Consider the following 23,954-nt stretch of genomic DNA (forward strand, 5'->3'; position numbering starts at 1 on the left):
ATAATCATGCTCTATTGTTCAGAAACAAATGTTATTGCCACATAATGAGGATTTTTTACAAGGATTTTGCATAATTTTGTCTCATATATAGCTTATCCAAATAATAACAAAGCGCCTCTTTTGGGCGCTGTTTTTTTGGTACCCGAAGTTCATTTCTATGTACTGCAACTTTTATTCTTTGACTTCTTGTATTCCCGCCCGCCACCGCTGGGCGGCCCCGCTGGCGCTGGCACTTGTGGCCCTGGGCCAGCCCCAAATGGTCTGGGCCCAAAACGTGGGCATCGGTACTACCCAACCCACCCAAACCCTCGACGTGAACGGCTCGACCCGGGTGCGGGGCCTGAGCGGCACCGGGGTGCGGGTGGTCACGGCCGACGATAACGGCAACCTGAGCACGGCCCCCCTGGGTACGGGCGGCACCACCGGCAGCTACATCCAGAACCAGACCACCGTGCAGCCGGGCGCCAGCTTCAACATCGGCAACAACGGCGTCATCGGGGGGCGGCTGGGCATTGGGACCGATGCCCCTGCTACGGCGCTGGACCTGTACAATGGCGAGTTTCGCCTCACCCAAAACGGTGGAGCGCCCGCCCCGGCGCAGCTAAGCCAGCTTACCAGCAACGTGACCACCACCGCCACAGGCGTGGGGCCGGGCCAGACGTTTTCGCTGCCCCTCGGGGCGCGCATCACCCAGATTGACGTGTTTGTGGCGCCGGGTGCCACCACTTCCGGCACTTTTCGCCTGCAACAAGGCACGCCCTCGGCCGGAGCGCCCGCCATCTATTCGCAGACGGTGAACTACACGGCGGGCCCCATCACTACGGCTACGAGCATTGTGCTGCCCACCCCCACCGACCCGCTCATGAACCAGCAGTATTCCTTTAGTCTGGGAAGCAACGTGCTGGCGCACTACGCCAGTGGTGGCAACCCCTACGCGGGCGGCCAGGCCTTTGCCAACACGACGGCGCTGAACTCCGTTTCAGACCTCAAGTTCGTGGTGTACTACATCGACCCCGGCACGGCCGCGCTGTACGCCAACCCGGTCGGGCAGGTGGGCATCGGCACCTTGTTTCCCACCGCCAACCTGGATGTGGTGGGCACGGCGCGCTTCAGCAGCCTAGGTAGCAGCGGCACCCGCGCCGTATTTGCCGACAACTTTGGCCAGCTGAGTGCGCAGCCCGTGCCCGGCAGTCAGAACGAGTTCTGGAACACCACCGGTAACGTCGGCCTGCCGAATGGCCGCTTCCTGGGCACGACCGACAACGTGGAAGTGCCCTTCCGAGTCAACAACACCGAAGTTATGCGCCTGAAAGCCAACGGGGCCATCTGGGCCGGCCTGCGCACCAACGTGATGCTGGGCGTGAATGCCGGCGCGGCGCTCGACGTGGGTGCCACGGCCAACACCTTTGTGGGGCAGGGTGCGGGCGCGCAAGCCGTGGCCACGCCCGATAATACGCTGATTGGCAACCTGGCCGGAACCGATGCCGTGGGCAGCCGCAATACGGCGCTGGGCTCGCAGGCGGGTGCCGCGCTGGGCACCGGAACCGACAACACCCTGCTGGGCGCTTCGGCAGGCCGAAGCGCTACTGGCGCCCTGCACAACGTAGCGGTGGGCACCCAGGCCGGCGTGAATCTGGGCGCCGGCGTAAACAACGTCTGGGTGGGCTATCAGAGCGGCTTGGGCAGCGGCAGCAGCACGGGGGATGGAAACGTGGGGGTTGGCACGTTCTCGGGGCGGGGCATCAGCTCGGGCACGGGCAACACGTTTGTGGGACAAAGCGCGGGCGCGACCGTAGAAACCGGCTCCAATAACGTACTGCTGGGGGCTGGCGCTGATGTTGTTGCATCCACTTACGCCAACTTGCAGAACGCAGGCGCCATTGGCCACAATGCCAAGGTGGGCCGCAGCAATGCCCTTGTGCTTGGCGGTACCAATCTCGATGCCGTAAGCATTGGCATCAACAATCCGTATCCATTTTCGCGGGTGAGCCTGGGCGATAACGGCTTCCCGGCCTACAGCACGCCGGAAACCCGGCTTGCGTTACGCGAGGGGGTCAACGGCGAGAATTTTGTGGGTATCGGGATGGTGAAAGGCACCGTGGGCGTCAGCGTAGATGGCGGACTGGGCCTGTGGGGTGGCTCGGGCGGCAGCACGCCCCCCTACGATGGCAGCACCGGCCAGAAAGCCGCTCTGACCGTTTACAGCTCCACCACGCCCCGCGTGGGGGTGGGCACCTACGACCCCATCAGCCTGCTCTCAAACACCGACAACGCCCAGCTGCTGTTGCCTTCCGATAACGTGCTGCCCGGTAGCAGCGCCCTAGCTTGGCTGACCGAACAAAACAACAGCTACGCCGCCGTACTGGCCAACAACGGTACTGGCAACGGGGCCAATGGCTTGGCCGTGAAAGTAGACGGCACGCGCGGGGCCAGCACCACGGCCCTGCTGGTGAGCAAAGCGCCGTCTGGCGGTAGCACCGCGCCCCTGCTGGTGGTGAAGGCCAGCGGGAACGTGGGCGTGGGCGTGGCCGCGCCGCAAGCCGCGCTGGACGTAAATGGCAACGCCCAGTTCTCGGGTACGGTGCAAGCGACCGGTAGTGTGCAGACTGGCGGCAACTACAACTACTCCACCCTGCAAACCAGAGCGGTGGCCGTGGGCGCATCGGCTTTCCAGCCCACGGCCGCGGCCAGCTGGCAGCTCAATGCTTTCGGCCCTTCGGCGGTGCTCTCCGGGGCCATTGCCAACGGCACGGCCGGCACGACGCGCTCGGTGTATGCCGATGTCTACCTGCCCGACGGCGCCACCGTCAATGGGCTCTCCGCTTTGGTCTACGATGCCGATGCGACCAACAGCGTCCAAGTGTTTCTGGAAACCATTTCTCTAGCCGATGGCACTTTCGCTACGGCGGTTCCTCCCCTGATTGCCACCGACCAGTCTGCCGGAAGCGCCGCGTCGTACCAAACGCTGAACCTGGCTTCGGGAGCGCCGGTGATTACCACCAACACGGCCCAGTACCGGTACCGGCTGCGGTTCGACACCCGCGATAACAACGCCAACCTGCGTCTGGCGCATGTGAAAGTAACCTATACCGTAGTCAAAGCCGATTAAGTCATGCCCTGTTACTTCCCAATCGAGCCAATCTTAGGCTGAATCTGAATGATAAACCGCTTGTTCAGCGCCTCCTGGCTGCCGGTGTAGCGGCCGGCCCCGCGGAAACCGCTGCCCGCCGCCACCACCTCCAAGTTGCTGGGGAAGCGCAGCCCGGCCTGCTCCCAGAGCCGAATTACGCTCAGCGCCCGGCTGTAGCTGAGCTGGCGCACGGCCGGGCCGTCGAGGTTGTGTGGGTCGTTGGCGGGGTAGCGCAGGTCTTTGGCCGCGCGGCCCTCTACCACAATGAGGTACTGCACCTTGTCGTCGTTTTTTATCGACTGCATCTGGCTCAGCAGGAAGCGGCCGGCTTTCACCAGCGGGGCCTGGGCCTCGTAGGGCAGCACGTCGCTCTTGGGCGCGAAGGTGACCGGGAATTTCAGCTCGTAGCGCTTGTAGGTGGGGTTGTATTCGAAATAATTGCTTTCGAGACGCTTGAGGGCGGCTTTGATTTCGTCGAGCTTGCGCTTTTCCTGCACCTGCACTTTCAGGTCGTAGATGAGCTTGTCGTTGTCGCGCTGCTTGTCTTTGAAGAGCTTGTAGCTGAGCACGAACAGCACGAGCATGGTCAGGAACAAGGCCGTCATAAGGTCCACGTAGCTGGGCCAGAAGAAGTCCTTGCTCTCTTTCATAATATGGGTTGGATTTGTAGTAAAACGGTCATGCTGATCGGAGCCGAAGCGTCTCTACCGCTTTGTTGCTTCGATTAGATTACTGGCACGGTAAAGATGCTTCGGCTCCGCTCAGCATGACCATTCCTTATTTGCAGGTTTCTCACGCTACTTCTTGCCCAGCAGCGTGCGCTGGAACCAGTTCGGCCGGGTGATTTCCTCCAGCACCTTGTTGGTCCGGTCTACCTGCTGCAAGAGCTGCTGCTGCAGCTGGGCATCGGCCAAAAGCCGGGCTTCCATGCGCTGCATGGCCTGCGCTGCCAACGACGCCTGGCGCTCCTGCAATACGTTGAGGTCTTTTTGCTGGGCCGGAAGCTGGGTGAAGGGGTTGAGGTACTCAGTGATTTTCTGGTAGATGTTGTCCTGGTTCAGGCGGCGGAAATGCTGCTGCCACTGCTCATGCGCCTCGGAAGCTTCTTTCTGCAGCTCCTGCAGGCGGCCGTCCAGCTCGGCATCCATGCGGTGTACGCCCTCGCTCACGCCCTGGCGGATTTGCGCGCCGAGGTCGGCGAGGAGCTTGCCGTGCTGGCTGAAGAACGCGACTTGCTGACGCAGTGCATCGTCGTGCTGCTGCAGGTACTGCGGCACGCTGGCCAGGCCCTGCTCCAAGGCGGTGAGGCGGTTGAGCAGCGCGCCAATGGTTTGGGCGGCCTCGTTGCTGTGCGTTACGGTTGCGTTCAGGGCCTGTTGGTAGCCGAGGAATTTCTCGAAGGTTTGGGCGCTTTCGTCCACCCTGTCAAATACCTTGATGGTGGCATTGGCCAGCTCCGAGTAGCCGATTTTCTCCAGCTGCTCCAGGAAGCGTTTCTGCACGCTTACATTCTCCGTAATGCTGGCGATGAGCGGCGTGAATTCGTGAATCTTGCTAAAAAAGTCGTTCTGAATCTGGCTGAAAAACTCGGCGTTGAATGTATCGAGCACCGATTTCAGGTTGCTCATGCCGGCCTGCATATCGGAGTTCAGCTTGGGCAGCAGGGCCTTTTGCAGGAAGGTGTAATAGGCGTTTTTGTTGCGGTCGCGGGCGGCGCGGGCCTGCTTCAGCAGCTGGTTGCCGGCCAGCGTGAAGGCCAGGCCGAACAAGCTACCAATCATGGCAATGAGCACGCCGCCGAGGAAATGCTGTACGTCGCCGTTGCTGAACGAGGTGTCGGTATTCGGGTTGGCCGTCACATCGGCAAACGGGTTGCCGACCAGCGACACCAGCCCGATGATGGCCCCCGTGAACGTACCCAGCAGCCCCAGATATAGCGGCGTGGCAATCTGGGCCTGAATCTCCTCGTCCAGCGCTTCGGCATGGCGCTCGGAAATGTCTTTCAGAATGCCGAAATCGGCCGCCGCGCCCCGGTTGTTGAGCAAGTATTCGTTGGTATCGGTGATGATTTGGCCGAACTCCGGCGAGGCATCACGGGTGATGAGGGCATCGTACTGGATGGCGAAATTCTTGTCCGGCTCGGCCGCCGTGAAGGGAATGGGCTGCACGGCCACCGCGCCCGCCAGCGGGTACATGGCCTGCACCCGGGCCACGAGCTGGCGGTTGCGCAGGAACACCAGCGCCTGCCAGGCCACCAAGGCCAGGATGAGGAGGATTTCAATTAGGAGCATAGCTTGGATTTACAGCGAAGGTAGAGACGCTTATTTGCCTCTCATCCTTGAACGAACAAGAACGTCATGCCGAGCGTAGCCGAGGCATCTCGCGTGCAGCAGTAAACCAATCGATTGAGTTACTACCCCGCGCGAGATGCCTCGGCTACGCTCGGCATGACGTTCATTCAATTTTTAATTGGCTACCTAGCTCAGCGCGATTTCCGCCTTTTGCACCACGTGCCAGGCATCGTCGCGCTTTTCCAGCTTACCGGCTTTCAGGTTTTTGATGGTGGTGAACTGCTCCGTGGGCGGCAGCTCAAACTGAAAAAATTCCTTCAGTTCCCGCACCCCGTTGCCGATGATGCGCGATTGGTCGGCCTGCGGGCTGAAGGAAAACTGCGCTGTAACAGCTTCAGCCGAAGGCAGCGTAATGAGCAGGGGCATCTGGGGCAGCGGGTTGGGGCTGAGCTTGCGGTGCTCGATGCTGGGCACGTCGGGGGCCGGGGCGTAGTAGTGCAGCGGGCCGTTGGACGCGGCAGGCGTAGCGGTTTCGGGCGCCGCTTCAGCAGCAGCGGCTTCGTTGGCGCTGCTGTCAATCAATTCCTGAATGGCGGGTGGCGTAGACGTTGGCGCGGCCCATTCCATGGTTTGGCCGGGCTCCAAGGGCTGGTTATCGCCGGTGGGCGGCGGGGTGGGCGAAGTTGGGTTCATAGCGGAGGGACGGGGGGCAATCGGCGGCCAGCCTTTGGCAGAGTTAGCAGCGGGCGCGTTGCGGGAATTGAAGTTGGGCTGGTTTCTTTTGTCCTTGCCGGGGGGCTTGGGTGGCTGCTTCGGAATCGTGCCCTGCACCTCGCGCATCGACTGAAACGACACGCCTTTGCCCGTGCTTTCGGCAGCGGGTGGCTCGGCGGGCGGCGATTTCCGCACGTTCTCAGCCGGCTTTTTTCGCACCGGCTCGGGCGCAGGAGTGGGTGCGGGCGTGGGTTTAGGCGAAGGCGTTTCCGGCACAATAACTTGATTTTCAACTATCTGCGGTTTTCGCACAAATAGCCATACCCCCAGCGCGCCAATGGCCACGCCGCCCAGCACGGCCCACACCGTGGACCAGTGCGAAGCCGGCTGAACAGCTGGCGCGGAGGCCGAATCTGCGGCCACGCGGGGCGCGGGCGCATTGGCTGGCGGCTGCGCCCACGCTGCCGGGCTGCCACTCAGCAGCCCCAGCAGCAGGAGAAGCAGCAACGGCCGGCTGCCCTTGCGCGGGCAGCCGGCCGGCTGGAGCAGGCTCAGAGAGCCGACGCGGCTAGTTGAGCGGCTGCGCGTCATGAAGCACCTTGGATAGCTCATACAGGGCGTTTTTGAACGGCAGGAAGAACAGCGTTTCGGGCACGGTGTCGCCGTCGCGGAGCACGTCGGCGTACTGCTGCCGGTAAAGGTTGAAGGAGTCGCCGAGGCTGCGCTCCAACGTGCTCATCACCAGCCCTTGGTCATTTTTCACGCCCAGGTCGGCCTGCACGCGCTTCAGCTCGGGGTCTTCGAGCAGCAGCTTGAGGCAGGCGCGGGCGTTGCTGAGCACGGCCTGCTTGATTTCGTCGGTTACGGCCGTGGCTTCGAGGTGGTGCTCACCTTTGTCGGCTTGCGGGTTCTCGGGGTCGGGCAGCACGCCCACGGGGCGCACCATGGGCGGGTCCTGCGGAATCTGGCCGGTAGCAAGCACGCCGCCGTTGGCGGTGGTTTGCTTGGGGTCGTCGGCTAGCTTGATGCGGAAATCGGCCGGCACGGTCTGACCGGTGGCTTTTTCCATGATGAGGCGGGCCAGTTTCTCCACCGGCTGCAGGTTGGAGCCGGCCGCCAGCAGGCGCACGTAGAGGCTGCCGCGCCCGGTGAAGCACAAGTAGCGCGGCAGCTGCTGGCCGTTGGCCACCGTCACCTGCGCCACATGGTAAATCAGGGCACCAAAGTGCAGGTAAAACAGCACCCGCAGGTGCTCAGCCCGCAACAGCCGTTCGCTGAAACCCAGCAGCTGGTCGTAGTTGAACAGGAAGCTGGCCACGTCCTCGGAGCCGAAATTGTCGGTTCCTTCGGCCACCAGCACGTATTCGCGGGCCCGACGGGCGGCGGGGCTCAGCACCGCGCTCTGCACCCCAGCCACGCCGAAACGCACGAGGCCGTTGTCCTTCGAACCACGCACCTCAGCGCCGCCATCGCCCCACAAATCATTGCCGGCGAAGCGGAACGAGGTGCTCAGCACCGGCTTGCGGTCGGCGTAAAGCAGCACATCGGTGGTGCCGCCGCCAATGTCGATGAAGGCGGCGTTTTCGCCCGGCCCCAGCGTCACGATGTTGCGGCGCGTGAGGTAGTAGTACGGCGCCGTCGATTCCACCATGCAGGGCATGGAATTGGTGGTGTGGAAGACACTATGAAACAAGGTGTCCCATTCGCGCTGGTACAGGTTACGCTGGTAAGTCGAGAAGCTCAGCGGGGCAAACCAGGTGATTTGCGTGGCCGCGAGGCTGCCGCCGTTAAGAGCCACTTTGGCGCGGCACAGCAGCAGGATTTCTTTGAAGAAAGCCCGCACGCGGTTGGTATTGGCGATGTTCAGCGAATTATCCCACTTCAGATTGGTGTGGTAGTTCGGCCGGCGCTGCTCCTCGGTGATGATGCCGAAAGCCACGTTGATGTTGCCGAGCACGCTCAATTCCTGGGTGGCGTAATTAGCCGCCTCGTAGGTGGCAGTGCGGGCCGGGAAGGCGTAGGGCGAGCTGTCGGCCCCGATGATGGGCGGCACGAACTCACGCTCCTGGTACTGCTGCCAGCGCTTGATTTGCACGAAGTTGGCTGGGTCGTCGTCGATGCCCCGGTATAGGCGTTCGTAAGCAGTGCGGTCGGGTTCGGCGGTGCTCTTTTTGAGCAGGGCCACCGGCGTATCGGCCAGACCAAAGCTGAACGGCTTGGGCTCCTGGCCGGGGCTGTCCTGCATGGCCACGTGGGTGTTCGTGGTGCCGAAGTCGATGGCAAAACGGTATTCCTTGGTGCCCTGGCGTACTTCGGGCCAGCGCGGAATGACGAGCGCACGGCCCTCGGCCGGGGCTGGGTTCAGCACTTCGAGGTAGTCGAAATGGGTGCCGCGCACCTCGTAGTAGGTGCTGCCTTCGTCCTGGCTGGTTTTGGGGGTACGCTCGTAGCGGGTGGCGCTCTGGTCAGTGCCGGTTTCGCTGAGCTGGTGGCCATTAGCCCAGAATTTCAGGTCGACTTTTTTGGTCACCATGCTGGGGTCGATGTTGTTGGCGTCCACCAGCATGACTTTGTAGAAGTCGTTGTACTGCGGCGCGTCGGCCACCTTCACGAAGGGAAACACCGATAATGCTACGTTGGTCACGCGCAGGCGACCCACGCCCTCGCCCTGGGGGTTGTCATAATAAGCGCGCTCATAATCCACGTAGTCGCCGCCACTCACCGGCACCCGCAGCTTCACCCGAATGCAGGCCGATTCCAGTTCCAGCGTCAAATGCTCGGCCAAATCCGACTGCGTGAAATAGTCGAAATATAGCGGCTTGATGGGCAGCAGCGGCCAGCTGCTGGGCCGGAAGCCGGGCGCAATTTTCAGGTTGCCACTGAAGAATTTGGCTTCATCTACCTCGTACGGCACCGCCAGCAGGGTTTCCTCCAGCAAGTCGTTCACCGTGAGGTAGGGGTACGGCAGCTCCGGGCCGGGCAGCGTGCGCTCCTTCAGCGGGCGAGCATCGGCGGCCGGCACGGTGGCCCCACTGTCGGCAAACAGGGTTTCGTTGTAATACTTCTTGCCCACCGCTTTCAAACCGGGGCGCAGCACAATGGGCAACGGCCCCGCCACTCCCGCCCGCGTGGGCCGGATAAACAGGTCGGAGCCGCGCACGGTGCCTTCGTCGGGCCGCACCCGCAGCAGCACACCGGCCACGTCAATCTGGTTGTTCGAGGCATCGGTCAGCACCGGATAATTGGCGAGGCTGGCGGTGCCGTCCATGGCCCATTTTTGCAGCAGGCCGCGGTCGAGGGTGTCGCGCACCAACGGCGCGAGAGCCGTCAGGGCCGGGTCGCCCACGAACTCCTGGTACACGTAGTCGCGGAAGGCAGCTTCGCGATTGGCCAGCGGCACGTACTGGTTATCAAAATAATATCCCCCACCCTGCGGGCGCTGCACGGGCAGCGGCTTCACATTGGGCGCGGGGAAGAACAGCGTAAGCGGCGAAGTACCGCCGATAAGCTGCGGCACGCCATTGGCGCCGGGGAAGTAGATGAGGTGCATCTCGGTCAGCTTCGCGAAGCGGCCGTCGAGGTACAGGGCCAGCACTTCGGCCAGCGGGCGGGTGGCGGGGTTGGCGCGCAGTTTGGCCAGTTCCTCGTCCTTGCGCCAGGCCCGGATTTGCAGGCGCTGGCTGGCCAGCTTGCGCTGGTGGAAGTTGAACACCATTTCCCACACGTCCCAGAAGTGGCTCACCAACTGGTGATACACCGAATCCTGAGCCGCACCGCCCTGCGTCACGAAGCGCAAGGCCGTCTCCACCAGGTGCATACGGGCAAAGGGCGAAGGAATCGAAACCGCCACCTTGGCGGCGCGGCCGCCCTGCGGGTCGAGCAGGCGCTCCACTTCGTGGGGGCCAATTTTACCAGTCGGCCCCCAGCCCTCGTGGGTGCTGGAGCCGGTATCGTGCAAACGCAGGATTTTAGCCATGTTATGAGTTGCGAGAGGCGCGGCCGGCGGGAATCTCGCTTCTAGCTCTTCTTGAAGAGAGGGGCCACGGGCGAGATTCTGACTGACTGAAATTGGCCTCTACAGTTAATTCAAGTTTGTTTTTGGAAGAATATATCGGCGGGCTACCCTCCTCAAGGAGAGAAGGCCAGGGTGATGTGAATAACTACGAATACTGCAGCTTCTTATCCAGAATTTCCCCCGTAGCCTCCTCAAAGGCTTTTACCACCCAGCGCAGCGCCTCGTTCTCCGTCGGATTGCTCAGCGTGGCTTTGCCCACCGCCTTCGTCAGCTCATCCCGGAAAAAGCCGGGCGTGATGCCCTTGCTGAAAATACCGGTTTCCACCGTTTTATCGGTTACCATTTTGTTGAAGTCACCTTCATCGGCCCGGATGGCGGTGTAGCGGCGCTGGTTCACGCCCAGCTCGCGCAGCCATTCGTTGTAGTCACCGAAAAAGTCGGTCAGCTCGCGCAGGGCGCGGTTGTTGCGCAGCTGGGCCGTGAGGTCGCCGGCTTCGTAGTAGGGCGCTTTGGCGTCGTCGGGCGTGTGCTTGAGGAAGTAGCGGGCGAAGTAGTGCAGCTGTATGAGCGGGCGGGCTACTTCCTGCCGCATCTCGGTGGGCAGCTGGCCGAAGTCGATGTCGGTGGTGTCGGCTTTCAGGCCGTACTCGTGGTAGAGCGGCTGGTTGCCGTCGAGCTGGTTATCGGGCACTTCCATGAAGTGCGGCACGGCCAGCGCGCCCAGCAGCTCCAGCAGGTGGGCCTGGTTGCGTTGCTCGGCGCGGCCGGGGTGGTTGGCCAGCGGCTGGCCGGGCTGGTCGCCGAGGTAGTACATGGCCTCCAGACCCTTGAGATTGTCGGCGTAGTACGAAAGGGCCGTTTTGGTCTTCGTGACGAAGGTATTCGAGTCGATGAAATCCTGACCAGCCGATTTTTCATCGGCCGAGGGGTCCTGCAATTTGAAATACGGCAGCATCACCAGCGCGCCAGCTTTGAGGCGGCGGCGGATTTCGGGGTGGGCCAGCGGGGAGTTGGCATCGCGCAGGTTTTTCACCAGCAGCGGGAAGCCGGCCGCGCCCGTGCCGCCAAAAATCGAGCTGATGAAAAATGCCCGGTCGCCGTCCTGCAGGCTTTGGGCGAGGTAGCGCATTTCCTTGGATTGCACCACGGCATTCAGCACCACCGAGCCCACATTGGGCGAGCCCCGGAATCCCACGTCGAGGTTGGCCGCGAGGCTGTCCTGCGTGAACAGCAAATCGACCAGGCCCTGCGTTTCCACCGAGAGGTCGTTGTATTTGAGGTAGTCGCGGAAGGGCTGGCTGATGCCGCCGAAGTCGTACACGAATGAGTCGCGCAACTCTTCGGAGCCCCCGGTATTCAGATGGGCCAGCGTGTTCATGGGCTGGCTGAAGAAGCCGGTTTTTTCCTTCTGGCCGTCGCCGTACAGGGCTTCGTGAATGCGGGCGTAGCGCTTGAGCAGCGCCACGGTGCGGGTCACGTCGCCGTTCTGGGTGTCGGGGTCGATGAGGACGGGCACCACCTGGTCGCAGTTCGGAATGCGAACTCCGGCTGCCAGCAGCATGGTGAGGGAGCGCAATACGCGGGCTCCGGTGCCGCCCACGGCGAAGATGAATAGTTTGGACATTGTTTTCTAGCGAGTTGAAAGAACTGTCATTTTAACATCTGTCATCCTGAGCACAGCGAAGGACCTTATCAGGCCAGAACAGTTCGCAGTAAATCCAAAATATCCAGACGTGATAAGGTCCTTCGCTGTGCTCAGGATGACAGATATTGACAGAAGAAACTAAAACGGCCCCACGAACGGCGTAGTGCGCGCATACGTGCTCCAGCGTTTCAGCAGCACCGAAAACAGTAGGAACCACAGCGCCGCCACCAGCATATTCACGATCATAAAGTAGCCCAAATAGCTGCTCACCTCCGCGCCGTGGCTTTTGCTGAGGCTGTTGGCAAGGAATACGCCCAGGCCAGCGGCCAGCGCCAAGGTCAGTGCCCAGTGTGTGCTGCGGAACATGCCGGTGCGCATGGCCGAGTTGAAAACGTAGTAAAAGGCCAGTACCAGCAACAGGCTCACGCCCAGCGTGCTCCAACCGACCAGGGAAAAAAGGTCCGTTTTATACAAGCCATAATCGGCCGGGCGTTGGCTTTGGAAAATGGAAATCAGCGCCGAATACAGGCTGGTGAAGAAGGTTTGCATAGGTTGAAAAAAGGGCAGGGTTACTTATCGTTTTTGAGGGGAAGCTGGACCGTAAATACGGCCGGCAGCGTGGTTGGATACGATTGGCGGACGCCGGTCAGGATTTGGTCGAGGCCAAACGTGCGCGGGGCGGGCGTATTGTCGTTGGTCGTGCTCCAGGCCGCAACCCAGTCCGGCGTTTCCGGGGCGGGCAAACTCACGGTGAGCGTGGCGGTGGGGGCCGCCAGCTTGCTCACCCGCAGGCGCACCACGTGGGTGTAGGGCGCGAGCACCGGCTGGCCGCTTTGCTCCTCATCGGTGAGCGGGCGCACCGAGTTGGGCAGCAGGCTGGCCTGGCCGTTGGGCAGGCGCACCTGCAGATGTTGGGCCAAAAATGCCGAATTCTGCCACGCCGCGGGCAATTCCTTCAAATCCAGTCCGACGGAAAAATCTACCGGGTCGTCGGAAGGGTTCAGGGTCAGGCCGTTGTTTTCGGCGTAAACCGTGCCGCCGCTCGATTTTAATTTCGGGTCCGTGAGCTTGGTGAGCAGCGGGGCGAAGGCCGGCGTTTTGGTTTTCAAGCCGAAAAACGCCTGCTGGGCCGGCGCGTTGCGGAACACCTCGGCGGCGTAGCGGGCCACCTGCGCGGGCGGGCCGATAACCCACACATAGTAAGGCACCTTCTCACCATTGAGCGTGCGCTTCTGCACGGGCGTTTTCACGGCCGGGAAGTAGCTGCCGTAGAAATGCGAGGTTTCGCCGAACACGGCCACGGCCAGTTGCTGCTGGCTCACGGGCGCGATGGACGTGCGAATCAGGTTCGGCAGCTGCGAAAAATCAGACTTGCGGGCCGGGCCGTAGATGAAGTCCGAAATCACCACGCTCACCTCCTCCCCCGCTTTGGGGCGGTTGAGGATGCCCTCGAGCATCTGGGGCAGCTCGGTGCCGAGGGCGGCCTGGCTCACTTCGCCCTGCACCACATCGCGCAGCTGCTCAAACTTTACGGGGCGCGGCGCGGCATTTTCGCACAGGTAGTATTTGCGCTCGGCCACGGCCCCGCTCACCTGGGTTTCGGTGATGAGGGCGCCGATGCGCTGCTGGAATTCGGTGGCCGGCTTATCGGCCCCACCGCGCGGCACGAAGCCCTTCATCCCGCCCGAATATTCCAGAAAAACACTGACGTGCAGCGGCGCGGCTTCGGTAGCCGCCGGGGTTTCGGAAGCGGCTTTGGTACCTTTGGCGGGCTTGGTGGCGGTGGTTTCGGTGGGCTCCGAGCCGCAGGCAGTTAACAGTGAAAGTGACCCGAGAAGCATGCCGGCGAGCCGGAAACAGCGGAACAGACGCGGCGCGGGCACGCCCACAAAAACGGAAATCGGCATAGAAGAAACGCTAGGCTTGGTTTTGGGGCGAAGTATAGGCATTACGCAGCGAACTACCCGCCGGCCGAAAACCAGACCGTTAAACGCAGGCCATCGGCTGGTGGTACGTGTATTTTTGCGGCCGGCCAAAATTTGCTGCTTTCCGTAGGTGTTTTTTCCGGCCTCAGCCGCCCGGGCCGGCGGCAGACCAGTAGCATCACCGGCCCGCTTGCTCTTTATTTCCTCCTTGCCGCTCATGCGCCTCATTGCTTTTCGCCCCGAATACCAGATTACCGCCGAACCGAGCCGCAACCGCATCTTCTACAAGCACTTTGCCGAGCTGGCGCAGGCGCAGGAGCTGCCCGAATACCTCCACGACTGGCAGCAGGCGCTGGATGCCATGCGCCCCGGATTCACCATTCTGAGCGACATGACTGAGCTGCCGGAGGTATCGGGGCCGCTGGCCAGACTCTTTAAGGAAGTGCAGCAAATGCTCAACGGCCGGGGCCTGCGCATGATTGCCACTGTATATGCGCCCGACAGCGCGTCCGGCAATGGGCAGGAAGAGGAATCGACTCCGGAGCGGCCCCGGCGCAGTTTTACCGACCTCTGGGAAGCCGACAAGTTCCTGGACGAGCTGGCCGCCGAAGCCTAGATTCAACGGCTTTCGAACCAACGTTTTGGGGACCGGAGTTGTTATAAAACGGGCCGCTGATTGGCGGCCCCGACCCCGACCCGTACCTTTGCGCCAACGGCCTCCTACGTTGTGGCCGCTTCAAAGCCGACGCCCGGTTAAAGGCACTTAACACTTTTATGTCCAACACCATTTCCACCGATATCTGCATTATCGGCGCCGGCCCGGTCGGTCTGTTTGCAGTTTTTGAAGCGGGCTTGCTCAAGCTCCGCTGCCACGTTGTTGATGCCCTGCCGCAGCCCGGCGGGCAGCTCTCGGAGATTTATCCGAAGAAGCCGATTTACGACATTCCGGGTTTCCCCGAAATTCTGGCCGGCGACCTGGTCGACAATCTGATGAAGCAGATTGAGCCCTTCCACCCCACCTTCACGCTGGGCGAGCGGGTCGAAAAATTCGAGAAGCTGGACGATGGCTCCTTCCAGCTCTTCACCACCGACGGCACCGAAATCCACTGCAAAGCCGTGGCCATTGCCGGCGGCCTGGGTTCCTTCGAGCCGCGCAAGCCCGCCGTGGAAAACCTGGAGCATTTCGAAGGCGGCAAAGGCGTGCACTACATGGTGCGCGACCCCGAGCACTTCCGCGACAAGAAAATTGTGATTGCCGGCGGCGGCGACTCGGCCCTCGACTGGACCAATTTCCTCGCCAATGTGGCCTCCGACGTGACGCTCGTGCACCGCGGCACCACCTTCCGCGGCGCAGCCGACTCGGCCGAGAAAGTAAAAACCCTGGCCGAAGCCGGCAAAATCAAGCTCGTGCTCAGCTCCAACGTGACGCACCTGCACGGCAACGGCGAGCTGAAGGAAGTGACCATCACCGGCAATAACGGTGAGGCCGAGAAAGTCCCGCTCGACTGCTTCATTCCGCTGTTTGGCCTCACGCCCAAGCTCGGCCCTATCGGCGAGTGGGGGCTGGAAATTGAGAACGACGCCGTGAAAGTCGACACCCTCGACTACAGCACCTCCCTGCCCGGCGTGTTCGCCATCGGCGACATCAACACCTACCCCGGCAAGCTGAAACTCATCCTCTGCGGCTTCCACGAGGCCGCGCTGATGTGCCAGGGCGCGTTCAAATACATTTTCCCCGACAAGAAGTACACCTTGAAGTACACCACTGTCAACGGGGCACCCAGCATGTAATCTGGCATCGAAAAGGCCGTCATGCTGAACGCAGCCGAAGCAGCTCTACTGTGCAACTAATCCAACCGAAAGGAATAGTATCGTGGTAAAGATGTTTCGACTACGCTCAGCATGACGTTCTCTTGTGCTACCCAATAATCCTTATGGAAAACGACATCCGCATTTACGTCGAAGACGCCCCTGGCCAGCGCACGGAGCTCACCGGCCCCATCGACATGGGCCTGAGCCTGATGGAGCTGCTGAAAGCCAGCGGCTACGACATCATGGCTACCTGCGGCGGCATGGCCCTCTGCGCCACCTGCCACGTGGAGGTACTGGCCGGCCCCGCCCTGCCCGAGCCCGAAGATGCCGAGCTCGACATGCTCGAAACCCTGCCCGTGGTGCACGAAGGCTCCCGCCTGAGCTGCCAGATTCGCCTCACGCCCCGCACCGATGGGCTGGTGGTGCGCCTGGCCCCGACGGGCGCGTAAGCTGCGCCGCCCTGTCATTGCGAGGCCGGAGGCCGTGGCAAGCCGTCCTCGCAATGCGACCAACCTGATAATTGAAAAGCCCCAGCTCTGAGATAGAGTTGGGGCTTTTATATGTTGAAGAGGATTCGGCACATCCTAAGGCTAGTCGCACGGAGAGAACGGATTGCCGCGCTTCGCTCGTCATGACAGACGGCGCGTTACCCGGCCGCTACCAGCCGCTCCCGCATACGCTCCTTGGCCGCATCTGACAATGCCGGGCCGGCCGTAGCACGCGCACTGGCCGAGGCGCGCGCCCACTCGGCAATCAGCACGGTTTGCTTGGCGTAGCGGTTGCAATAGGGGCAGTAGCGCAGGTGCAGCCACAGGTTCAGGCGCTGCTCGCGGGCGAGGGCCTGGTCGGCTTGCTGCTCCAGGAGCATGGTGGCGTGTTGGCAGTTGATAAGTCGGAGCATAGCGGATAATTAATTTTTGCCGAGGCCGTGCTTTTCGAGGCAGCGGCGCAGCTGGAGCTTGGCCCGGTGCACGATAACCCAATAATTGGCCGAGCTCAAACCCAGCTCCTGACAAATTTCCTCGGCCGATAATTCCTCCACGAAACGCAGGGCAAACACTGCCTCCTGCTGCGGCGGCAGCCGGTCCTGGCAGCGCTGCAGAATGTCGTGCAGTTCCTGCTGTTCCAGGGCAGCATCGGCCCGGAGCCAGCTGGCGGGGGCCTGCGGGCCGGTCCAATGGCCGTTTTCGGGCACGAAAAAGTCGGCCTCGGTGGGGCCGCCGTCCCCTATTTCGTCCAGCCCGACGTGAGTGGCGCGGGCCTGCCGCCGGTAGTGGTCGATGATTTTGCGGCGCAGAATCACAAACAGCCAGGTGCGCTCGGAAGCCTCGGCCCGAAACGTCGCCAGGCCATCCAGCGCGCTGAGGAAGGTTTCCTGCACCAGCTCCTCGGCCGTTTCCGAATCGGAAACGCGGCTCAGGGCAAACCGATAAAGCTCGTCGCCGAAGCGGGCCGGCCAGGTGGCCGGAACAGGGATATCTGGGGTCATGCGGGGCGACGGCTGGTTGGGCGAAGGTCGCGTTGCAATAATACGCTCTGCGGGATGCTCAGTTTCGCCCTCGCCACGCACAGCGCCGGATTACTTGCCAACTGCTGCCGTGGCCGCGCCCACTATGCGGCGCGAGGCCAGTTCCTGCACCAGCACCACGGCCCGCAGATTGGGGCGCTTCCAGTCGGCCGCCAGCTTCAGGGCCGGGCTGGCGGCAAAAGTGCCATCGGCCCCTACCCGGCCCAGCGGCAGCAGCTGGCGCACCACGGCTGCGTGGTGCAGCAGCAGGCCCGAGTTTTCGCCCCGGCCAATCTGCGAAGCCAGGCCGCTTTCGGTAATGGCCAGCAGCACTTCGGCGGCGGGAGTACCGGGCGGGAGGCTGCTCACGCGCACCGTGGCCGTGCTGCCGGCCAGGGCCACGGCCACGGTGGCCTGCGGGGCTTTGGCGGCTTTGGCCACGGCGGCGGCCAAATCGGCGGCGCGGCTGCCCACCAGCTCGTAGCGCCCGTTCACCATGGCCTGGGGCGTGTAGGAGCCCGTGCCAAAGCCCGTGGCGTACTGGCGCTGCCGCTCGGTGTAGGCCGGGGCCGAGAAGGCATCTTTCCACCCCAGCCGGTTCCAGTAGTCGACGTGCTCCCCCAGCACAATAACCTCGGCGCCGGGCACCGATTGGGCTTTTTCCAGCTGGCGCAGCGCCGCATCGGCCGCCGGGCAGCTCGAGCAGCCTTCGGAGGTGAAAAGCTCGACAATGACCGGCACCCGGCTGACTCCTGATGCCGGGGCCGCTGGCGGGGTTGGCCCCAGCGTCGCACCGCCACTTACCAGCGGAACCGCGAACAACCAAATTAATGCTTTCATAACAACCGGAAATAAGCAGAAACGAAGGCTAACACATGCAGCTGCAGTCGGTGCCTCCTCCGCCCGGCCAGACGCGTCGCGGGGACCGGCCTTACAGCCCACTCCAAAAAAAAGCCCCCAACTCGCCGGGGCACGCTGGGGGCTTTTCGCATAAATCAGGGCAGCAAAAACTGCCGTCGGGCAAGGCCGGAACTACTGGCCGCGCTTGGCCGGAAGCTGGCCAGTGGTGCCCGCCGGCACAGGTGACGGCGCAGCTTTAGCGGCTTCGGCCGCGTTGGGGGTGAAGTTGAACATCTCCAGCACGATGCGCCAGCCGGCATCGGCCTCGCGGCGCCAGATGCGCAGGAAAGTGCCGTTTTCCTCGGGGTGGTTGGTGCTGGATGGGCGGTGAAGCGAGCCCACCACGTAGCCCAAATCGCCGGCGGCAGCCAGGTAGCCGGTATTGGCAATGAAGAGGTAGCCCCCGTCGATGGATTTCATATTGGCCGAGGCGGCCGCGCCCTGCATCATCGACAGGCCCGACCGGTAGAGGCGGGCTTCGGCGCTGAGGTACTGCTGATAGGTGGCCCCGGGCTTCATGAGCTCGGCGGCGGCAAACTTGCTGTCGACTTCGAGGACGATATTGGACGGCGCGGCGCTGGGCGTGGCGGCGGCGGCTATGAGATGAGGCCGGGCCACGGTGGCGGGCTGCGCGGGTGCGGCCCCGATGCGCTCGATGCCCATGTCCACGGCAAATTTCCACCGGCCATCCAGCTGCTTGCGCCAGATGGTCACGTACTCGCCGGACGCCACCGGGCGGTTGTTTTGCAGCATGGTCCAGGGGCCGGTGGTGTAGCCCATGTCGCCCGACTGTGCTGCGTCGGCCAGCACCGGGTACCAGGTGAGCTTGCTGCCGGGGCGCGAGGGGCGCGCGCGCCACACTTCCTGGGCGTTGGCCAGCTTGCCGTTTTCGGTCACCAGGGCCGTGGGGGCACTATTGGCCAGAAACGCAGCCTCTGTGCTGGTCTGCGTGGCCTGGGCGGCAAATGCCTGTTCGGCGGCTACTACTACGTCGTGGGGCGACTGGCCAAAAGCGGCCATTGGTAACAAGATGGCTACTGCAGCACCTATAGTCAACTTATTCTTCATAAGACACAAGTAAAAGTAATTTCTGACGCTAAGGTACGCGGTACGGTATAATTATACTTTGGGTACAATTTCCACTTCGCCTTTCTGTGCCGAACTTGCGGCCCTATTGGCCTCACTGGGCCGGTTTTGGCTTTTTGATGCTCTCCATTTATTCGTTTTTTTCCTTGCTTTCATGAAATTACCAGACCTCACCGCCCGGGCTCGCCGCATTCGCCTGGTTCTCACCGATTGCGACGGCGTGCTGACCGATGGCGGCGTGTATTACTCCGAACGGGGCGAGGAAATGAAGCGGTTCAATATCCGCGACGGCATGGGCGTGGAGCGCCTGCGCAACCACGGCATCCTGACGGGCATTATGACGGGCGAAATGTCGCCTTCCGTCCGCACCCGCGCCGCCAAGCTGCGCATCGAGGAGCTGCACCTGGGCATCAAGGACAAGCCCACCTGCCTGCACCAAATATTGGCCCGCACCGGCCTGACGGCCGAGGAAGTGGCCTTCATCGGCGATGACACCAACGACGTGGAGATTCTGGGCCTGGTCGGTTTATCGGCCTGCCCCGGCGATGCCACCTCCTTTGCCCGCGCCGTGGCCGACTTTCATTGCCAGACCGCCGGGGGCTACGGCTGCTTCCGCGAGCTGGCCGAGTTCATCATTGCCGCGCAGCAGGGTTAGTTTAAGAAGATAAGAGAGGGGGTGGGGGCAGGAGGAAAATATGTAAGACCTCCTGCCCCCACACCCTCTTACCCTCATACCCCATTATTATTCCGGCAGCAGGCCCTGGCGCGCGGCCAGCTTGATGAGCGCAGCGGTGTTGCGGGTCTGGGTTTTCTCCATGATGTTCTGGCGGTGGGTTTCGACGGTGCGCTTGCTGGTGAACAGGCGCAGGGCGATTTCGGCGTTCGTGAGGCCTTCGGCCACTAGGCTCAGCACCTCCATTTCGCGTTTGCTCAGGCCCAGGCTCAGGCGGGCGGCGGTGCCGTCCACGGGCTTGGCCAGGTAGAGCCGGCTTAGCAGGGCCAGGCCGAGGGCCGAGCACAGGAAAGGCCGACCGGCTGCGACCGTGCCCAGGCTGTGCAAAAGCTCCGACAGCAGCGAATTTTTCAGGATGTAGCCGTTGGCCCCCAGGTCGAAGGCCCGGGCCACGTAGTACTCGTTGGTGAGCTCGCCCCGGACCAGGATGCGCAGCTGGGGGTACTGCTCCCGCAGGGCCGCTAGGACGGCAAAGGCATCGGGACCGGGCAGGCTCAGGTCGAACAGCACGGCCGTGGGGTTCAGGGTGGACAGTTGGGCCAGTAGTTCCTCGCCGGTAGCGGCTTCGCCCACTATTTCAAGGCCTACGGCAGCTCCCAACCCAATACGCAGTGTTTCGCGGGTGAGGGTATCGCCATCGGTAAGTAGCAAACGAATCATGAACGAAAAAAAGGTCGAGTCGGCTGCTGAAATATATTAAATCCTCAAGATACTGATTAGCAAAATGAGAATAAACAACCCGAAACTACCGTTTTTGCTAAGCTCAACTATAATTGCCGCACTAAAAACAGTATAAATCCCTTCGAAAAGCCCGATTAGTCCTGACGATTTAGTAGAAATACGTAGCACCACATTACGTACAACAGAAAGCGCCCAACTTTGTCGCGTTGGGTTCGTTCTGCTTACTCCCAACTCTCCTGCTGCTATGACCAGACTTCTTCTTGCCGATGACCACACCATCCTGCGTGATGGCATTCGCGCCCTCCTCTCTGCCGAACCCGACCTCGATGTGGTGGGCGAAGCCAGCAATGGCGCCGAGGTGCTGGCCCTACTCGAAACCACGCCCGTGGATGTGGTGCTGATGGACGTGCAGATGCCCGTGCTCGACGGTTTTGCCACCGTGCCGGAGCTGCGCCAGCGCTTTCCCGACGTGCGGGTGCTGGTGCTCACCATGCTCGACCACGAAAACTACGTGGCCCGCATGCTGGAAGCCGGCGCGCTGGGCTATGTGCTCAAAAACGCGGCCATCAGCGAAATCACCCACGCCATTCGCACGGTGGCAGCCGGCAACCCGTTTTTGTGCACCGAAATTGGCCTGAACATGCTTTACAAGGCCGTGGCCCAGCGCGCCGGTGCCGAGGACTCGGCGGCCGACGGCCACTCCGGGGCCGACCTCACGGCCCGCGAGCTGGAAGTGCTCAAGCTCATTGCCGAAGGCCTGACCAACGGCGAAATCGCCGACAAGCTCTTCACCAGCAAGCGCACCATCGAAACCCATCGCCAGAACATCATCGCCAAAACCCAGGCCAAGAACACCGCCGCCCTCATCAAGCTGGCCGTGAGCCGGGGGCTGATTTCTTAACGGTTAGTTGTGAGTGGTTAGTGGTGAATTGTTAACGGTTAGAGATTAACCCATAACCACTCACCACTAATTCAGCATGCCGCCGATGGTGCCGATGGTGAGGGCCACGATGACGGTGTTGAAGATGAAGGCGATGAGGCCGTGCAGCAGCGCCGCGCCGCGCAAGCTGCGGTTGCCGATGCCGATGTCGGCGGTTTGGGCCGTCATGCCGATGATGAAGGAAAAGTAGGCGAAGTCCACGTAGTTGGGCGTGAGCTTGGGGCCCTTGTCCTGGCCCTGGTCGTCGGGGAATACGAGGCCGCCGATGTCCAGGCCGGTGTCTTCGTCGGCATCGTAGTAGCTGTGGGCGTAGCGGAGGGTGAAGACGAGGTGCACCAGCGTCCAGGCCAGCACCACGGCGGCCACGCTCAGGGCTACGTGCAGCATGCGCAGGTCTTTCGAAATGCCTTTGAGGGAGCCCATGAGGCCCACCACGGCGCCCAGGCTGGCAAACGCCGCACCCACTACCAGCACGAAAGCCTGGGTGCGGGGCAGGTCTTCGGAGGCGGCTACGCGACGGATGTCGTCGGTGTCGGCCTGCCACATGCCCAGGATTATCAGCGCTAGGTCGATGGCAGCGAAGCCTACCCAGCCCACCACCACGCGGGCCAGGGTGCCCAGCAGGTGCGGAGCCAGCAGCGCGGCCGCCACGCCAACTATCACCGCCAGCGCCAGCCGCCAGCGCACGTCCATTGCCCGGGCCCACACGCTTGGGCGCGGGCTTTTCGTTTTGTTTTTACTCATTTGGCCGCCAAGGTAGTATGGCCCCGCCGATGCCGGCGCGGCGGCTGCCCCGGCCGGAATAGCCGCCGCGCCGTAAGCGAATGCGTCGTTTCGCTGTTAATTCGTCCTATGAATGCTGCTCCTCTCTCCGGCCTCTACGCGCCGTCGCTCGCCCTCGTCACCGACTTATACCAGCTCACGATGGCCTACGGCTACTGGCAGCAGGGCTTGCAGGACCGGGAGGCGGTGTTCCATCTGTATTTCCGCAAGGCCCCGTTCCAAGGAGGCTACGCGGTAGCGGCCGGGCTGGCCCTGGCGGTGGACTGGGTGGAGAACCTGCAATTTTCGGACGATGACTTGGCCTACCTCGGCAGCCTGCGCGGCAGCAAGGGCGGGGCAATGTTTCCGCCCGAATTCCTGCGCTACCTGCGCGAAATGAAGTTTACCTGCGACATCGATGCCATGCCCGAGGGCACGGTGGTGTTCGGCAACGAACCCATTATGCGGGTGCGCGGGCCGCTGCTGCAAGCCCAGCTGCTGGAAACGGCGCTGCTCACGCTCATCAATTTCCAAACGCTGGTGGCCACCAAAGCTGCCCGCATCCGCGAAGCCGCCGGCCCGACGGACCAGATTCTGGAGTTTGGCCTGCGCCGTGCCCAGGGCTTCGATGGGGGCCTGGGGGCCAGCCGGGCGGCGTACCTGGGCGGCGGCGATGCCACCAGCAACGTGCTGGCCGGGCAGCGCTACGGCATTCCGGTGCGCGGCACGCACGCCCACAGCTGGGTCATGGCCTTTGAAAGCGAAGTGCAGGCCTTCTCAGCCTACGCCCAGGCTTTCCCCGACGACTCGGTGTTTCTGGTGGATACGTATGACACGCTGGAGGGCGTGCGCCAGGCCATTCATGTGGCGCGGGACATGCGGGCCCGGGGGCACGAGCTGGCCGGCATCCGGCTCGATTCGGGTGATTTGGCCTACCTCAGCCGAGAGGCGCGGGCGGTGCTGGACGAGGCCGGCTTCACAGAAACGCGCATTGTGGCCAGCAACGATTTGGAGGAAAACCTCATCACCAGCCTCAAGCAGCAGGGTGCCCGCATCGACACCTGGGGCGTGGGTACCCAGCTGGTGACGGCCTACAACCAGGCCGCGCTGGGCGGTGTGTACAAGCTGGCGGCCCTGCGCAAAGCCGATGATTCGGGCTGGGATTTCACCATCAAGCTCTCGGAGCAGGTGGCCAAAACCAGCATTCCGGGCATTTTGCAGGTGCGCCGCTTCCTGAATGAGCACGACAAGCCCCGCGCCGACATGCTCTACAACACGGCCGAGGACCTGCCCATTCACCTCATCCTGATTGACCCCGCCGACAGCACCCGCCGCCTGCCCATCCGGCCCGAAACGCAATACCGCGAGCTGCTGGAGCCGGTGTTCCGGCGCGGCCACCGCGTGCTCGACCTGCCCACCCTGGCCGAGAGCCGCGCCCTTGCCCAGCGTGAGGTGCAGGCCCTGGACCCCAGCGTGCGCCGTTTCCTCAACCCGCACACCTTCCCCGTGGGCTTGGAAATGGGCCTCTACGAGTACCGCACCCGCCTCATTCTGGAAAAGCGGCCGGTGCGCCCGGCGTAGGCCACGCACCCTGATTCGTGCTAAACATTACAAATTCAAAGCCCCGGCATCCTCACGGAATGCCGGGGCTTTGCGTTGGTGTCCCACCCAGATTGCCGCCAGCCGGAGCGCCCTAAAAATTAATTTCCTCTATAAGCCTCAATAGCTAGTGATATGCAGGCACTTGAGTTATAGATTTACGGGCCGTCCTGTGCGCCCAACAGGCGGTTCGTTCTTACCAATATTCCCACCC

20 protein-coding genes are annotated in these 23,954 nt (G+C 62.4%); 7 read left to right on the forward strand and 13 right to left on the reverse strand.

Annotated elements, in window-relative coordinates; genetic code table 11:
* The first annotated feature begins 178 nt into the window (after positions 1-178).
* On the forward strand, positions 179-3,109 hold the full coding sequence (locus ACYVM5_RS03140; RefSeq protein ID WP_460616722.1) for a beta strand repeat-containing protein: 2,931 nt from the start codon (positions 179-181) through the stop codon (positions 3,107-3,109).
* 11 nt (positions 3,110-3,120) lie between these two features.
* Here the strand turns inward: ACYVM5_RS03140 and ACYVM5_RS03145 are convergent, their stop codons facing one another.
* The 7 genes from ACYVM5_RS03145 to ACYVM5_RS03175 form a co-directional block, all read right to left on the reverse strand.
* Positions 3,121-3,780, reverse strand: coding sequence for a hypothetical protein (locus ACYVM5_RS03145; RefSeq protein WP_460616723.1), 660 nt, complete (start codon positions 3,778-3,780; stop codon positions 3,121-3,123).
* A gap of 147 nt (positions 3,781-3,927) precedes the next feature.
* Positions 3,928-5,421 carry a hypothetical protein gene (locus tag ACYVM5_RS03150; RefSeq protein ID WP_460616724.1) on the reverse strand — a complete coding sequence of 498 codons (1,494 nt, stop codon included), beginning with the start codon at positions 5,419-5,421 and terminating at the stop codon, positions 3,928-3,930.
* 186 nt (positions 5,422-5,607) lie between these two features.
* Positions 5,608-6,726 carry a hypothetical protein gene (locus ACYVM5_RS03155; RefSeq protein ID WP_460616725.1) on the reverse strand — a complete coding sequence of 373 codons (1,119 nt, stop codon included), beginning with the start codon at positions 6,724-6,726 and terminating at the stop codon, positions 5,608-5,610.
* Entirely contained in the window at positions 6,704-10,111 is a 3,408-nt protein-coding gene (locus ACYVM5_RS03160; RefSeq protein WP_460616726.1) for a hypothetical protein, read from the reverse strand. Before ACYVM5_RS03160 ends, ACYVM5_RS03155 begins: the two co-directional genes overlap by 23 nt.
* A 184-nt stretch (positions 10,112-10,295) precedes the next feature.
* Positions 10,296-11,774: a hypothetical protein gene (locus tag ACYVM5_RS03165; protein WP_460616727.1), complete on the reverse strand. Its 1,479-nt coding sequence runs from the start codon at positions 11,772-11,774 to the stop codon at positions 10,296-10,298.
* A 159-nt stretch (positions 11,775-11,933) separates the two neighbouring features.
* Positions 11,934-12,344: a hypothetical protein gene (locus tag ACYVM5_RS03170; protein WP_460616728.1), complete on the reverse strand. Its 411-nt coding sequence runs from the start codon at positions 12,342-12,344 to the stop codon at positions 11,934-11,936.
* A 20-nt stretch (positions 12,345-12,364) separates the two neighbouring features.
* Complete coding sequence (locus tag ACYVM5_RS03175; protein ID WP_460616729.1) at positions 12,365-13,702, reverse strand: hypothetical protein; 1,338 nt, start codon at positions 13,700-13,702, stop codon at positions 12,365-12,367.
* A gap of 235 nt (positions 13,703-13,937) precedes the next feature.
* On the opposite strand from ACYVM5_RS03175, the gene ACYVM5_RS03180 reads away from it, so the two are divergent.
* The 3 genes from ACYVM5_RS03180 to ACYVM5_RS03190 all read left to right on the forward strand — a co-directional run bounded on the left by ACYVM5_RS03180 (position 13,938) and on the right by ACYVM5_RS03190 (position 15,981).
* Complete coding sequence (locus ACYVM5_RS03180; RefSeq protein WP_460616730.1) at positions 13,938-14,336, forward strand: hypothetical protein; 399 nt, start codon at positions 13,938-13,940, stop codon at positions 14,334-14,336.
* Positions 14,337-14,494: 158 nt separating this feature from the next.
* Entirely contained in the window at positions 14,495-15,511 is a 1,017-nt protein-coding gene (locus ACYVM5_RS03185; RefSeq protein WP_460616731.1) for an NAD(P)/FAD-dependent oxidoreductase, read from the forward strand.
* A gap of 143 nt (positions 15,512-15,654) precedes the next feature.
* The gene (locus ACYVM5_RS03190) at positions 15,655-15,981 is read left to right on the forward strand and encodes a 2Fe-2S iron-sulfur cluster-binding family protein (RefSeq protein WP_460616732.1); all 327 of its coding nucleotides are present in this window, start codon (positions 15,655-15,657) and stop codon (positions 15,979-15,981) included.
* Positions 15,982-16,178: 197 nt separating this feature from the next.
* On the opposite strand, the gene ACYVM5_RS03195 is transcribed toward ACYVM5_RS03190, so the two are convergent.
* The 4 genes from ACYVM5_RS03195 to ACYVM5_RS03210 form a co-directional block, all read right to left on the reverse strand.
* Positions 16,179-16,433, reverse strand: coding sequence for an anti-sigma factor family protein (locus ACYVM5_RS03195; RefSeq protein WP_460616733.1), 255 nt, complete (start codon positions 16,431-16,433; stop codon positions 16,179-16,181).
* A 9-nt stretch (positions 16,434-16,442) separates the two neighbouring features.
* Positions 16,443-17,021 carry a sigma-70 family RNA polymerase sigma factor gene (locus ACYVM5_RS03200; RefSeq protein ID WP_460616734.1) on the reverse strand — a complete coding sequence of 193 codons (579 nt, stop codon included), beginning with the start codon at positions 17,019-17,021 and terminating at the stop codon, positions 16,443-16,445.
* 90 nt (positions 17,022-17,111) lie between these two features.
* Positions 17,112-17,879 (reverse strand): DUF1223 domain-containing protein, encoded by a 768-nt coding sequence (locus tag ACYVM5_RS03205; RefSeq protein ID WP_460616735.1) that lies wholly within the window; start codon positions 17,877-17,879, stop codon positions 17,112-17,114.
* 192 nt (positions 17,880-18,071) lie between these two features.
* Entirely contained in the window at positions 18,072-18,959 is an 888-nt protein-coding gene (locus tag ACYVM5_RS03210) for a Cif family virulence factor (protein WP_460616736.1), read from the reverse strand.
* 220 nt (positions 18,960-19,179) lie between these two features.
* On the opposite strand from ACYVM5_RS03210, the gene ACYVM5_RS03215 reads away from it, so the two are divergent.
* Complete coding sequence (locus ACYVM5_RS03215) at positions 19,180-19,680, forward strand: KdsC family phosphatase (protein WP_460616737.1); 501 nt, start codon at positions 19,180-19,182, stop codon at positions 19,678-19,680.
* An 87-nt stretch (positions 19,681-19,767) separates the two neighbouring features.
* On the opposite strand, the gene ACYVM5_RS03220 is transcribed toward ACYVM5_RS03215, so the two are convergent.
* A complete protein-coding gene (locus tag ACYVM5_RS03220) occupies positions 19,768-20,418 on the reverse strand; it encodes a response regulator transcription factor (RefSeq protein WP_460616738.1) in 651 nt (216 codons plus the stop codon).
* 265 nt (positions 20,419-20,683) lie between these two features.
* Here ACYVM5_RS03220 and ACYVM5_RS03225 point away from each other — a divergent pair, with 265 nt between their 5' ends.
* Positions 20,684-21,340, forward strand: a complete 657-nt coding sequence (locus ACYVM5_RS03225) for a response regulator transcription factor (protein WP_460616739.1) — start codon at positions 20,684-20,686, stop codon at positions 21,338-21,340.
* Positions 21,341-21,406: 66 nt separating this feature from the next.
* On the opposite strand, the gene ACYVM5_RS03230 is transcribed toward ACYVM5_RS03225, so the two are convergent.
* On the reverse strand, positions 21,407-22,123 hold the full coding sequence (locus tag ACYVM5_RS03230) for a DUF1345 domain-containing protein (RefSeq protein ID WP_460616740.1): 717 nt from the start codon (positions 22,121-22,123) through the stop codon (positions 21,407-21,409).
* A gap of 108 nt (positions 22,124-22,231) precedes the next feature.
* On the opposite strand from ACYVM5_RS03230, the gene ACYVM5_RS03235 reads away from it, so the two are divergent.
* Positions 22,232-23,722 carry a nicotinate phosphoribosyltransferase gene (locus tag ACYVM5_RS03235; RefSeq protein ID WP_460616741.1) on the forward strand — a complete coding sequence of 497 codons (1,491 nt, stop codon included), beginning with the start codon at positions 22,232-22,234 and terminating at the stop codon, positions 23,720-23,722.
* The last annotated feature ends 232 nt before the right edge of the window (positions 23,723-23,954 follow it).

The sequence above is a fragment of the Hymenobacter ruber genome (genome assembly GCF_054783255.1).

Excerpts from the sequence above, each read along its gene's own strand:
- ACYVM5_RS03145 (WP_460616723.1), bottom strand. The coding sequence starts at position 3,780 with ATGAAAGAGAGCAAGGACTTCTTCTGGCCCAGCTACGTGGACCTTATG.
- ACYVM5_RS03150 (WP_460616724.1), bottom strand. The coding sequence starts at position 5,421 with ATGCTCCTAATTGAAATCCTCCTCATCCTGGCCTTGGTGGCCTGGCAG.
- ACYVM5_RS03155 (WP_460616725.1), bottom strand. The coding sequence starts at position 6,726 with ATGACGCGCAGCCGCTCAACTAGCCGCGTCGGCTCTCTGAGCCTGCTC.
- ACYVM5_RS03160 (WP_460616726.1), bottom strand. The coding sequence starts at position 10,111 with ATGGCTAAAATCCTGCGTTTGCACGATACCGGCTCCAGCACCCACGAG.
- ACYVM5_RS03165 (WP_460616727.1), bottom strand. The coding sequence starts at position 11,774 with ATGTCCAAACTATTCATCTTCGCCGTGGGCGGCACCGGAGCCCGCGTA.
- ACYVM5_RS03170 (WP_460616728.1), bottom strand. The coding sequence starts at position 12,344 with ATGCAAACCTTCTTCACCAGCCTGTATTCGGCGCTGATTTCCATTTTC.
- ACYVM5_RS03175 (WP_460616729.1), bottom strand. The coding sequence starts at position 13,702 with ATGCCGATTTCCGTTTTTGTGGGCGTGCCCGCGCCGCGTCTGTTCCGC.
- ACYVM5_RS03180 (WP_460616730.1), top strand. The coding sequence starts at position 13,938 with ATGCGCCTCATTGCTTTTCGCCCCGAATACCAGATTACCGCCGAACCG.
- ACYVM5_RS03185 (WP_460616731.1), top strand. The coding sequence starts at position 14,495 with ATGTCCAACACCATTTCCACCGATATCTGCATTATCGGCGCCGGCCCG.
- ACYVM5_RS03190 (WP_460616732.1), top strand. The coding sequence starts at position 15,655 with ATGGAAAACGACATCCGCATTTACGTCGAAGACGCCCCTGGCCAGCGC.
- ACYVM5_RS03195 (WP_460616733.1), bottom strand. The coding sequence starts at position 16,433 with ATGCTCCGACTTATCAACTGCCAACACGCCACCATGCTCCTGGAGCAG.
- ACYVM5_RS03200 (WP_460616734.1), bottom strand. The coding sequence starts at position 17,021 with ATGACCCCAGATATCCCTGTTCCGGCCACCTGGCCGGCCCGCTTCGGC.
- ACYVM5_RS03205 (WP_460616735.1), bottom strand. The coding sequence starts at position 17,879 with ATGAAAGCATTAATTTGGTTGTTCGCGGTTCCGCTGGTAAGTGGCGGT.
- ACYVM5_RS03210 (WP_460616736.1), bottom strand. The coding sequence starts at position 18,959 with ATGGCCGCTTTTGGCCAGTCGCCCCACGACGTAGTAGTAGCCGCCGAA.
- ACYVM5_RS03215 (WP_460616737.1), top strand. The coding sequence starts at position 19,180 with ATGAAATTACCAGACCTCACCGCCCGGGCTCGCCGCATTCGCCTGGTT.
- ACYVM5_RS03220 (WP_460616738.1), bottom strand. The coding sequence starts at position 20,418 with ATGATTCGTTTGCTACTTACCGATGGCGATACCCTCACCCGCGAAACA.
- ACYVM5_RS03225 (WP_460616739.1), top strand. The coding sequence starts at position 20,684 with ATGACCAGACTTCTTCTTGCCGATGACCACACCATCCTGCGTGATGGC.
- ACYVM5_RS03230 (WP_460616740.1), bottom strand. The coding sequence starts at position 22,123 with ATGAGTAAAAACAAAACGAAAAGCCCGCGCCCAAGCGTGTGGGCCCGG.
- ACYVM5_RS03235 (WP_460616741.1), top strand. The coding sequence starts at position 22,232 with ATGAATGCTGCTCCTCTCTCCGGCCTCTACGCGCCGTCGCTCGCCCTC.